The organism is Niabella yanshanensis (assembly GCF_034424215.1).
In the GTDB taxonomy this organism is placed as follows: Bacteria; Bacteroidota; Bacteroidia; order Chitinophagales; family Chitinophagaceae; genus Niabella; species Niabella yanshanensis.
This window is the reverse complement of sequence record NZ_CP139960.1, coordinates 4,379,139-4,391,628: the sequence shown is the minus strand read 5'-3', so window position 1 is coordinate 4,391,628 and position 12,490 is coordinate 4,379,139. Positions and strand designations below refer to the sequence as shown.

The window sequence follows — 12,490 nt, the reverse complement described above, 5'->3', positions numbered from 1 at the left end:
CGAAAAACAAAGAAATTTATCAAAATGAAACATGCTTTTATATTTCCCGGTCAGGGCTCTCAGTTTGTTGGCATGGGAAAAAACCATTACGAACTCAGTGTATTTGCAAAGAAACTATTTGAGCAAGCCAACGAAGTACTGGGGTTTCGCATTTCAGATATCATGTTTGAAGGAACCGAAGAAGATCTGAAACAAACCCGCGTTACGCAGCCTGCTGTTTTCCTGCATTCCATTATCGCCTACAGAACTATTGAAGATGCTAAACCCGATATGGTTGCGGGACATTCTTTAGGAGAATTCTCTTCGCTGGTAGCTAATGGTACGTTAAGCTTTGAAGATGCATTGCAGCTGGTGTCCATCCGGGCAGGCGCTATGCAGAAAGCCTGTGAGATTCAGCCATCAACTATGGCAGCAATTATCAACCTATCTGATGAAAAGGTAGAAGAGCTTTGTGCTGAAACACAAACAGAAACCGGGGAAATTGTGGTACCCGCCAACTATAATTGCCCGGGCCAGCTTGTCATAAGCGGTAGCCTGAAAGGTATTGAGGTGGCTTGTGAAAAAATGAAAGCAGCCGGGGCCAAAAGAGCATTGGTATTACCAGTTGGTGGCGCATTTCATTCCCCACTTATGGAACCAGCCAAAAAAGAATTGCAGGACGCTATTGAAAAAATCACCTTCCATACACCCGTTTGCCCGGTTTACCAAAACGTGGTAGCCAAACCGGTAAGAGACAAAGACGAGATCAAAGAAAATCTGATTGCTCAACTCACCGGTGCCGTTAGATGGACCCAAAGCGTGCAGGCGATGATTGCCAACGGCGCTTCCAAATTTACAGAAGCCGGACCCGGAAAGGTTTTGCAGGGACTGGTACAGAAAATCGACAAAACAGTAGAAGTAGCAGGCGTTAACTAATTAAATGACTTAACAGCTACAAGCTTTCGCTTCTTTGGCTGCCACCTGTAATACATACTCTTTATAGAAACTACGCTTAACGGGCCTGTTAAGTGTAGTTTTTTTTATGCGGTCGTCCGACCGGAAATCCCCTCTTTCCCACTCAAAATCTCTTCCGGCAAAAGGTTAATTTTTAATTATCAGAAAAAAAAGTTGGAACTTAACAAATAACACCGTTAACTTTGCTAACACTGTTAGGAAAACGAAATAATTTATGAGTGTATCCGAGCGCAAATTAAGAGACAGGGAAATGGTTCGTAAAAAGATCATTGATGCTGCATTGCACCTGGTGAAGAATGAAGGATGGGAATCGTTGTCTATACGTAAAATAGCGGATGCCATTGAATACAGCGCGCCGGTCATCTATGATCATTTTGTCAATAAAGAAGCGATCCTTTTTGAAATATCGCAGGACGGTTTTAAGCTCTTATTGGCAAATATTCACAAAGCCATTTCTAAAGAGAAATCTCCGCAGGATCAATTAAAAGCACTGGTGGACTGTTATTGGAAATTTGCCTTGAAAAATGGCAGCTACTTCAAACTCATGTTTGGCATCGGTATGCCCTGCTGTGGAGAAGGCAAGATGAAAACGGAATTCGAAGCCCTGCAGGATCTTATTTACGAGATCATAAAAAAAATAATTATTGAGAAGAAAACCAATATAGAATCTGCGTGTTATAAAACACATGCTTTTTGGTCGGCAATACATGGTTTTACTTCGATCATGATTACAAGAAGTGCTGATGTTCCTCAAACGATGAACGTATCAGTACTGGATCAAATGGTAGTGAACATTATAGAAAACCTTTAAGTTCCAAAAAAGACAAGCATCCAGATAACAACAATTTCTTAAACACATTCCCGCAAAGAATGATGAGGGGCTATGGAGCTACCACTCCGTATACAGGGATTCAATTACCCTGAAAGGCTCACTGTACCCGATATCATCAGGCTATGCATCGCTCCGAAGGCAGGTAACCGGCGGAGGAATGACCTTTTTGACTAAAAAAATCAAATCTACAATGAAAACAAGAACCCATACACCCCTCATGAGCCTATCGGCACTCGCGCTTATAGTATCATTTACATTATTACAAAGCTGCACCAGCGGATCGGCAAATCCCGGGCCGCAAAACCAGCCACCGGCATTGCCAGTAATGGCCGTTCCCATATCTCCCGTAACGGTTTACCAGGAATTTTCCTCATCGCTTGAAGGAAAAGTAAATGTGGAAATACGTCCGCAGGTAGATGGCTATCTGGAAAAGATCTACGTAGATGAAGGCGCTTATGTTACGGCCGGCCAGCCTTTATTTAAAATTAATGGTCAACTGTATAATGAAACACTCAACAATGCCAAAGCAAACGTGTTAGCCGCACAAGCCAACGTTCAAAAAGCACAGGTTGACCTGGACAGACTTCAACCATTAGTGGACAATGCCGTAATCTCTGACGTGCAACTTAAAACGGCAAAAGCCAATTACAATGCGGCTACCGCAGCACTGGCCCAGGCCAGAGCTATGGCGGGCAATGCCCAGATCAATGTAGGTTATACATTAATTAAAGCGCCTGTTAGCGGTTATATTGGCAGTATTCCATTTAAAACCGGCAGCCTTGTAGGACGAGGAGAAGCACAACCCCTGACAGTGCTTAGCCAAGTCAATACGATGTACGCTTACTTTTCAATGAGTGAACCAGACTTCATTGCTTTTAAAAACAAGTACGCTGGTGAAACCATTGAACAAAAACTAAAAAACGTTCCTTCCGTTGAATTGCTACTGGCTGACAATACGGTTTACCCGCAGCAGGGAACAATAGAGCTGGTGCAGGGACAATTCGACAAAACTATGGGTGCTATTACGTTCCGTGCTGCATTTCCCAACCCGAATAAAGTACTAAGAAGCGGCAACACAGGAAAGATCCGTCTGCCACAACTGTTCAACCAGGTATTGGTAGTGCCACAGGAAGCCACATTTGAAATACAGGATAAAGTTTTTGTATTTACGGTGGACAATAACAACAAGGTAGCCAGTAAGCCTATTAGTCTTTCCGGCAAAAATTCTTATTATTATTTTGTAAACAAAGGGCTTTCCTCCGGTGAAAAAATTGTGCTTTCGGGTACAGGCAATTTAAAAGAAGGTGCTCAAATTCAACCACAGTGGGTGTCGGCAGACAGTGTTCTAAAGGCCAACCCTATATAACAATGCTTAATTAATACAACCGGCATACCGCTGTAAAAACAGCGGTATGAAAGTGGCAATATGGTCACTTCAGGGAGTCCTATCCCTACTATTTAAGTAAGCTCCATACAACTACATATCATGCTAAAAAAATTCATACAACGACCTGTATTATCAACAGTAATCTCCATTATCCTGCTCTTGCTGGGTATACTGTCTCTCTTTGCGCTTCCGGTTACACTGTTCCCAGATATTGCGCCTCCAAGTGTGCAGGTGACAGCAACTTATCCGGGAGCCAATGGAGAAGTGGTAGCCCGCTCGGTGGCCACGCCTCTTGAAGAGGCCATTAATGGTGTAGAGAATATGACCTATATGACCTCCAACTCCAGTAACGACGGTACTATGACCCTTACTGTATTTTTCAAACAGGGCACTGATCCGGATATCGCATCGGTGAACGTACAAAACAGGGTATCAAAGGCGGTCAACCAGATTCCGCAGGAAGTAGTACAATCCGGTATTTCCACTCAGAAAGTACAAAACAGCTTTATCATGTTTACCGGGCTTTACAGTGAGGATAGTGCCCAATATGATGAATTGTTCCTGGAAAATTTTCTCAAGATCAATGTCATTCCGCAAATACAGCGCATTCCCGGAGTAGCACAGGCACAGGTATTTGGCGCCAAGGATTACTCTATGCGTATATGGCTCAAACCCGACCGCCTGGCAGCGAATAACCTTTCTCCCCAGGATGTATTGGGTGCTATCAGGGATCAAAGTCTGGAAGCCGCTCCAGGTCGCCTGGGTCAGAACAGCGATGAAATATTTGAATATGTATTGAAGTACAAAGGCAAGTTGAACCAGCATGAAGATTATGAAAATATAGTGATCAAAGCAAATGCCAATGGCTCGGTATTGAAACTGAAAGACCTGGCCCGCGTAGAGTTTGGCGCTTTTACCTATAATGCCAATAACCGTTTAAACGGGAAACCTGTTGCCGGGTTTGCGATATTGCAGACGGCAGGTTCCAACGCCAATGAAATTCTTACAGAAGTGGAGAAACAACTGGAGGAATTATATACCACTATGCCTAAAGGTATCAAACCTGTTACCATGTACAATTCCAAGGAATTTTTGGATGCGTCCATTTTCCAGGTGCGTGAAACGCTGATCATCGCGTTCATACTGGTATTTATTGTGGTGTTTATCTTCCTGCAGGATTTCCGCTCTACGCTGATACCCGCTATTGCAGTACCGGTGGCCATTGTAGGTACTTTCTTTTTCCTGCAACTATTTGGTTTTACGATCAACCTGCTGACACTGTTTGCGCTTGTATTGGCGATTGGTATTGTAGTGGACGATGCTATAGTAGTAGTAGAGGCAGTACACGCTAAAATGGAACATAAAGACATGCCGGTACGCAAGGCCACAGTTCAGTCTATGAACGAGATTTCCGGGGCCATCATTTCAATTACCCTGGTTATGGCTGCCGTGTTTGTGCCCGTTGGCTTCATGCAGGGTCCGGCAGGTGTATTCTACAGGCAATTTGCCTTTACACTAGCGATCGCCATCCTGATTTCAGCAGTGAACGCGTTAACATTGAGCCCTGCTCTTTGTGCCCTGTTTTTAAAGAACCCTCACCACCCGGGAGAGAAAGGACACCCACATGAGAAAAAAGGTTTCCTGGCCCGTTTCTTTACGGCATTCAATGCAGGCTTCCGTTCTTTAACCAACCGGTATGTGACCAGTCTCCGGTTCCTCATTCGCAGAAAATGGGTGGCGATCGGAGCGCTCATACTGATCTCAGGGGCCAGCTACTGGCTCATCAAAACAACGCCCACCGGGTTTATTCCCACCGAAGACCAGGGCTTTGTATTATATGCAGTAAATACACCGCCCGGAAGTTCTTTGCACCGTACTCATAAAGCCACAGAAGCCATTGATCAAATCATCAAAAAAGAGCCTTCTGTTAATAATCTTTGGGTAGCAGATGGATTGAACTTTATCAGCAATGCCAGCGCATCTCCCTACGCGGCAGGTTTTATAAGGTTAAAAGATGTGGATGAACGTGGCGATTTAAAAAATCCGGATGAGATTGCGGCAGCATTGACAGGTAAGGTAACCTCCGTAAAAGATGCCAATACCTTCTTCTTCAATTTCCCTACGGTACAGGGATTTGGTAATGTAAGCGGCTTTGAATTTATGCTGCAGGACCGCACCAACGGCCCATTGGACAAATTAGGCAATACTGCAGGCGCTTTTATAGGAGCCCTGATGCAGCGTAAAGAAATAGCATATGCCTTTACTACGTTTGCTGCGGGCAACCCACAATACGCTATTGAGACAGACTTTATCAAAGCCAAGCAACTGGGGGTGTCGGTAAGCGAGTTGATGCAAACCATGCAGATCTATTTCGGTAGCAGCTTTGTATCTGACTTTAATCGCTTTGGTAAATATTACCGTGTAATGGCCCAGGCTGACATTCCTTACCGCAAGGACGCTGCCTCACTGGATGGCATTTTTGTAAAGAATAATCTCGGCGAAATGGTACCGGTTAAAACGCTTGTTACGTTGAAACGTGTATTTGGTCCGGAAACCGTAACCCGCAATAATCTCTTTAATGCGGTTACCATTAATGGTGTTCCCAAACCTGGTTTTAGCACCGGCGATGCGATCAGGGCCATTGAGGAAACTGCAAAAACAGCCCTGCCCAGAGGCTACTCTTATGAATGGACGGGTATCACCCGCGAAGAAAGAAGCGCCGGTAGCCAACAGATCTATATTTTCCTGCTCAGCATCATCTTTGTATACTTCCTGCTGGCCGCACAGTACGAGAGCTATATCCTGCCGCTGGCAGTTATCCTTACGGTTCCGGCGGGTATACTGGGCGTGTTCATGTTTATCGGTTTTGCCGGACTTGAAAACAATATTTATGTGCAAATTGGGCTAATCATGCTGATTGGGCTTTTAGCCAAGAATGCCATCCTGATTGTGGAGTATGCAGTTCAAAGGCGGAAGAGAGGGATGAGCCTGGTAGCCTCTGCGCTGGAAGCTTCGAGATTAAGGCTACGCCCGATATTAATGACTTCCTTTGCCTTCATCGTTGGTATGCTGCCGCTCATATTTGCGAAAGGCGCTTCGGCTATCGGTAATCATTCAATTGGTTACAGCACGGTAGGCGGGATGCTTACCGGTGTATTGCTGGGTGTATTCCTCATTCCTGTCCTATATATCATTTTCCAGTACCTGCAGGAAAGACTGGTAGCGCCAAAAGCAGTTGAAGAAAATTGGGAATTGGAATAATGATACCGTAGGTGTAAGCACACATAGTAACAATGCTTCGGCATGTAAATACCCAACAGGGAAGCACTACAGTCAACCATAAATGGATAACAAATGAACTTTATTGAAATGAAAAATAAACGCACGCTATATTATTTAACGCCCTTGCTGATGATGCTTATTGGTGCATCCTCCTGTAAGGTTGGTCAAAATTATACGCAACCCGAATTAAACCTTCCGCGGGAATTTCGCGCGGTAGCTACCGCTGATACCAGCAGCATTGCCGATGTAGAATGGAAAACTTTTTTTACAGACCCTGCCCTGCAATCGCTTATCAACAAGGGCATCAGTTATAACTATGATCTGCAGATCGCATTAAAACGCGTGTCTGCATCTGTTCAAACATTAAAGCAGGCAAAGCTCCTGCAATTGCCGCAGGTAAGCTTCAGTGTTACGGCTCAAACCACTAACCCATCCAATAACAGTTTAAATGGTTTAAGCATTGGCAGTTTTATCGGCCAACAACATGTGGAGGATTTCAATGCAGCTTTCAATCTTTCCTGGGAGGCCGATATATGGGGCAAGATTCGTCGCCAGCAGGAAACAACCATGGCTAATTACCTGCAAACTTACGAAGCTTCCAAAGCAGTGCAAACCCAGGTAGTAGCTAATATTGCACAAGGATACTATAACCTGCTGATGCTGGATGAACAACTGGACGTAGCAAAAAGAAATCTGCGATTGACGGACAGTACACTCCATTTTACGAGACTGCAGCGGAATTCGGGCGAAGTAACTACATTAGCCGTACAGCAGGTTGAGGCGCAGAAACAACTCACCGAATTGCTTATTCCTCAACTGGAGCAAAACATTGCCATACAGGAAAATGCGCTCAGCATCCTGACAGGCAGTCTCCCCGCTCCTGTAGACCGTAGCAAAGGACTCTTCCAGGCTCATATACCCGAGTGGCTTTCACCGGGCATTCCATCGGCCATCCTAAGCCGGAGGCCTGATGTACGCGCCAGGGAATTGGAGTTGGTAGCCGCCAATGCAAAAGCCGGCATTGCCCAGGCGAATATGTACCCCAGCTTATCTATTAGTGCGCAAGGGGGCTTGAGCTCTTACCTGGCCAATAACTGGTTTAATATACCTGCTTCGCTGTTCGGTACTGTATTGGGTGGCGTTACGCAACCTGTATTTCAGCAACGCCAGTTAAAAACGCAATTGGAAATTGCAAAAATTCAGAGGGAACAATCCGTTCTGGAATTCAGGCAGTCGGTTTTAGGGGCAATGGGCGAAGTATCGGATGCACTCATTTCTACAGAAAAACTAAAAGAACAAAAACAAATAGCAACAGCTCAATCGGATACGCTGAAGCATGCCATTAAAAATGCACGCCTTTTATTCAAAAGCGGCATGGCTAATTACTTAGAAGTATTGTCCGCACAGGCCAATGTATTACAGGCAGAGTTGAACCTTGCCAATATTCACCGATTGCAGCTAAGTGCCGCAGTTGATCTTTATCGCTCACTGGGAGGTGGATGGAAATAAATCGCAAGGTATTGGACTCAATTAGAAAGAAGGTTTTTATAAAGCCTTCTTTTTTTATTACGATCATTGGCGAACGCAACGCTTTATACTTCATAAGACATACAGCTTGTTTAATCAACCCGGAACTTTATCACTTCAAAAAATATTGATACTTTAGTCTAAAATAAAGCTAATGAAGAAGTTGATCTTGCTGTTGGCTATGCTGGCAGGAGTAATTACCTGTATTGCGCAAAAGAAACCACTTGACCATTCGGTTTACGACAGCTGGCAATCGATTGGTAAAACAATAATTAGTAATAACGGGCAATGGGTTGCTTACATCATTACCGTTCAGGAAGGCGATGATGAGCTGGTGGTTCAATCTACAGTGAACAATAGTAAAACAGTTATTCCCAGAGGATATGAAGCCGGCTTTACCAGCGATAATGCAACGTTGATATTTAAAGTAAAGCCTTTGTTTCAGGATATCCGTAATGCAAAAATCAAGAAAAAGAAAGCTGATGAAATGCCCCGCGACAGCTTTGCGCTACTAACTTTAGCCACAGGAAAGATTGAAAAGTATCCGAATCTCATTTCTCTCAAAACACCAAAAGAATCCAATATATGGGTCGCTGGTCTTTTTAAAAACGAGCCGGTTAGCAAACCTAAATATCAATCGGATAAAACCAAAGACAGCCTTAAACAAATCATTGATTCGCTGCAATATGTAATTGGTTCACTGGCTCCCGCAAAGGGAGAGGGAAAAGACAGTATCACCGATCATGGCAGAAATAATAAGCTGCTGCTTTTCAATACGGCTACCGGCACATCGTTAACATTTAAAAATGTCAGCGAATACATTTTCAATAAAAAAGGAACTGATTTATTACTCGAGCAAACCCTTGATCTGAAAGACACCGCCATAACTTCGCGTATCGTTCTCTATCACCTGCTGACAAAAAAAACAGATACCTTATTAAGAGGTGGTAATGATTTTAAAAGCCTTGCCCTTTCTGACGACGGCAGCCAGGCTGCATTTGTAGCGCAGAGAGGTGCCAAAGCAAAAGCGCTGACCAAATATTATACACTTTGGCATTTTAAACAAGGCATGGATAGCGCCCGTATACTGGTTGACACACTTACACCCAATTTCCGCAGTGGTGATCGTATCAGTGAATATGGCAAAGTGAGTTTTAGCAGATCGGGTGAGCGATTGCAGTTTGCAACGGGGCCGGCACGCCCACCGAAAGATACCAGCCTGTTGGACATAGATAAAGTAAACGTCGATATCTGGAACTATAAAGATGATTACCTGCAACCCTACCAATTGCAAAATCAAAAAAGAGAGCGGGAAAGAAGCTACACTGCCGTTTACGACTTTAACCTGCAACGAATGATGCCGGTTGGCAGCAATAATCTTCCGGCTGTATACGAAGGTACGCTGGCGGATGCAAGATATTACGTTGCCATTACTGATACGGGCAGGCGCATTGCATCTCAATGGGCGGGCAATACCAGGAAAGATGTTTATAAAGTAGATGTAGCGAACAACCAATATATCCCGGCTATCCTCAATCTGGACGGCGATATCAGGGCTTCCTGGATTTCCCCTTCCGGCAAATACATCCTTTGGTATGACAACACCAAACGGCACTACCAGGTGTTTGACGGCCATACTACACTTAACATTTCTGCCGGCATTAAAGTACCATTATATGACGAGGAGAATGACGTACCCGATGCCCCTTCTCCTTATGGTGTAATGGGCTGGCAGGATGGAGACTCCCGGATACTTATTTATGATCGATACGATATATGGGCAGTTGATCCTACAGGAAGAACCACACCGGTAAACCTGACGGTGAATGGAAGAAAAAACAAAATCACTTACAGGTATATGCCAACAGACGAAGAAGAGGATTTTATAAAAGCTGCTAACAAAACTGTCCTGAGTATTTTTGATAATACCAGCAAACAAAGCGGGCTCGCTATTCTTGAAAATAATAAGCTATCCACTTCCTTACAGCCCCTACAGCCATTGTATATAAGCCAGGTCAATAAAGCGAAAAATGAGCCTGTTTATACCTACACGAAAGAAAGCTATACGCAGTCGCCGGATTTATACCTGCAGCAGGCTGGTAGCGAGAGAAAATTATCGGGTATTAATCCACAGCAAGCCAATTATAATTGGGGAACAGCAGCCTTATACCAATGGAAAACCTTCTCAGGCAAACCCGCCACAGGAATTATTTATAAACCTGAGAACTTTGACAGCACTAAAAAATACCCCGTTATATTATACTTCTACGAAAAGCTTTCCGATAACCTGTATAAATATATTCCGCCGGCGCCTACTCCCAGCCGCTTGAACATCTCTTTCTTTGTAAGCCGCGGATATATCGTGATGACACCCGACATATCTTATACCATTGGCTATCCGGCCAAAAGCGCTTATGACTATATCGTAAGTGGCGCGCAGGCATTGGCAAAGAACAGTTGGGTAGACAGTAAGCATATGGGGATACAAGGCCAAAGCTGGGGTGGAATACAAGTGGCGCAGTTGGTAACCATGACAGACATGTTTGCCGCAGCCTGGTCAGGTGCACCCGTTGCCAATATGACTAGCGCTTACGGAGGTATACGCTGGCAAACAGGAATGAACCGCCAATTTCAATACGAAAAAACCCAAAGCCGCATTGGCGCTACGCTCTGGGACAAACCGGAGTTATATATAGAAAACTCCCCGCTATTCCATCTGCCTCAAGTGAATACTCCGATGGTGATCATGGCTAATGATAATGATGGCGCAGTGCCTTGGTACCAGGGCATTGAATTGTTTACAGGCATGCGTCGTTTAGGCAAACAGGTTTGGATGCTGAATTATAACGGCGAAGAGCACAACCTGATGCAGAGAAAGAACCGCAAGGACATACAAATCAGGGAGCAGCAGTTTTTTGACTGGTTGCTCAAAGGCGACAAACCGGCCAAATGGCTGATAGAAGGCGTACCGGCTGTAGATAAAGGAAATAGCTGGGGGCTGGAAACGGTGCATTAAAGCAACAATTTTTGAATTAACTTAGGGCAATGAGAAAAATTATATTTTCCGTTGCCCTTTTCTTTTGCACCACGGTAATCATAGGGCAAAACTATACACAGTCAATAGCTACTAAAGCGCAGGCGGTACAACCCAGGCTGGTAGAATGGCGCAGACATATCCACCAGAATCCCGAATTAAGCAACCGGGAATTTAAAACACAGCAATATGTGCTCGCTCATTTAAAAAAGCTCGGCATTCAAACTGACACATTGGCCAAAACAGGTGTAATAGGCATATTAAAAGGAGGTAAACCGGGGCCTGTGCTTGCATTGAGAGCTGATATGGACGCGCTGCCTGTATTGGAAAGAAATGACCTGTCATATAAATCAACCGCAAAAGGTGAATACCTGGGAAAGGAAGTAGCCGTAATGCATGCCTGCGGCCATGATGCGCATGTAGCCATATTAATGGGCACCGCAGAAGTACTGGCATCTATGAAGAAAGATATACCAGGCACTGTGAAATTTATATTTCAGCCCGCGGAAGAAGGGGCTCCTCCCGGTGAAGAAGGCGGTGCAGCGCTTATGGTTAAAGAGGGCGTAATGGATAACCCCCGGGTAGATGCCGTATTTGGCTTACATATTGAAAGCTGGATTGAAGAAGGAAAGGTTTTTTATAAACCCGGACCCTTTATGGCCGCCAGCGATTGGTTTACGATCAAAGTAAAAGGGAAGCAAAGTCATGGCGCACAACCCTGGTCAAGTGTAGATCCTATTGTTACGGGAGCGCAGATCATCAACAGTCTTCAGCAAATTGTAAGCCGGCAGCAAGATCTCACCAAAGCACCGGTGGTACTTACAGTAGGTAAGATCAACTCAGGCTTACGCAACAATATCATTCCCGAAGAACTGGAGATGGCGGGTACTATCCGTACGTTTGACACCGCTATGCAGGAAGACATTCACAGGCGGTTAAAACACATTGCAGAAAATGTAGCGGCTGCCAATAATGCTACTGTTGAAGTGAGTATTAATAAAAACACGCCCGTTACTTATAACAATATTGACCTGACCCGTAAGATCGTACCCGTTTTAGAAAAAGCAGTGGGTAAAGAAAATGTACAGGAAACCAAATGGGTAACAGGCGCCGAAGATTTTTCTTACTATGGAGCCAAAGCTCCCGCCGTATTTCTGTACTATGGAGGCTTGCCCAAAGGCAACGATCCGGCAAAAGCTCCACCCCATCACACACCAGATTTTATTGTTTCGGATGCCCTGTTGCAAAACGGTGTAAAAATATTCTGCAACATCGTGTTTGAATACGGGAAATTGTAGAAAATATAATACTGTTTAGATTTCCCAGGCCACTGTTTAAACCGTGGCCTGGGAATCATTGCGAGCTCAAACGCATTATAAGCTTAGAAACCAGTATCTTTGCAGGATTTCGATCCACAATCCAACTAATAACAAATCCTATCCCACCCCATAATTTACAGGCTGGTCAGGTACAC

The 12,490-nt window shown here is 44.5% G+C and carries 7 protein-coding genes; all 7 read left to right on the top strand.

The window, feature by feature from the left end; all coding sequences use genetic code 11:
- Positions 1–24: 24 nt before the first annotated feature.
- A complete protein-coding gene (gene fabD / locus U0035_RS18280; RefSeq protein ID WP_114791595.1) occupies positions 25–915 on the top strand; it encodes an ACP S-malonyltransferase in 891 nt (296 codons plus the stop codon).
- A 253-nt stretch (positions 916–1,168) separates the two neighbouring features.
- Positions 1,169–1,765: a TetR/AcrR family transcriptional regulator gene (locus tag U0035_RS18275; protein WP_114791596.1), complete on the top strand. Its 597-nt coding sequence runs from the start codon at positions 1,169–1,171 to the stop codon at positions 1,763–1,765.
- Between the two features lie 211 nt (positions 1,766–1,976).
- Positions 1,977–3,152 (top strand): efflux RND transporter periplasmic adaptor subunit, encoded by a 1,176-nt coding sequence (locus tag U0035_RS18270; protein WP_114791597.1) that lies wholly within the window; start codon positions 1,977–1,979, stop codon positions 3,150–3,152.
- Between the two features lie 120 nt (positions 3,153–3,272).
- On the top strand, positions 3,273–6,434 hold the full coding sequence (locus U0035_RS18265; protein WP_114791598.1) for an efflux RND transporter permease subunit: 3,162 nt from the start codon (positions 3,273–3,275) through the stop codon (positions 6,432–6,434).
- Between the two features lie 93 nt (positions 6,435–6,527).
- Positions 6,528–7,964: an efflux transporter outer membrane subunit gene (locus U0035_RS18260; RefSeq protein ID WP_114791599.1), complete on the top strand. Its 1,437-nt coding sequence runs from the start codon at positions 6,528–6,530 to the stop codon at positions 7,962–7,964.
- A 172-nt stretch (positions 7,965–8,136) separates the two neighbouring features.
- Positions 8,137–10,998 (top strand): S9 family peptidase, encoded by a 2,862-nt coding sequence (locus U0035_RS18255; protein WP_114791600.1) that lies wholly within the window; start codon positions 8,137–8,139, stop codon positions 10,996–10,998.
- Positions 10,999–11,027: 29 nt separating this feature from the next.
- Positions 11,028–12,314 carry an amidohydrolase gene (locus U0035_RS18250; protein WP_114791601.1) on the top strand — a complete coding sequence of 429 codons (1,287 nt, stop codon included), beginning with the start codon at positions 11,028–11,030 and terminating at the stop codon, positions 12,312–12,314.
- Positions 12,315–12,490 lie beyond the last annotated feature (176 nt).

Excerpts from the sequence above, each read along its gene's own strand:
- U0035_RS18260 (WP_114791599.1), top strand. The coding sequence starts at position 6,528 with ATGAACTTTATTGAAATGAAAAATAAACGCACGCTATATTATTTAACG.
- U0035_RS18255 (WP_114791600.1), top strand. The coding sequence starts at position 8,137 with ATGAAGAAGTTGATCTTGCTGTTGGCTATGCTGGCAGGAGTAATTACC.
- U0035_RS18275 (WP_114791596.1), top strand. The coding sequence starts at position 1,169 with ATGAGTGTATCCGAGCGCAAATTAAGAGACAGGGAAATGGTTCGTAAA.
- U0035_RS18265 (WP_114791598.1), top strand. The coding sequence starts at position 3,273 with ATGCTAAAAAAATTCATACAACGACCTGTATTATCAACAGTAATCTCC.
- U0035_RS18250 (WP_114791601.1), top strand. The coding sequence starts at position 11,028 with ATGAGAAAAATTATATTTTCCGTTGCCCTTTTCTTTTGCACCACGGTA.
- fabD (WP_114791595.1), top strand. The coding sequence starts at position 25 with ATGAAACATGCTTTTATATTTCCCGGTCAGGGCTCTCAGTTTGTTGGC.
- U0035_RS18270 (WP_114791597.1), top strand. The coding sequence starts at position 1,977 with ATGAAAACAAGAACCCATACACCCCTCATGAGCCTATCGGCACTCGCG.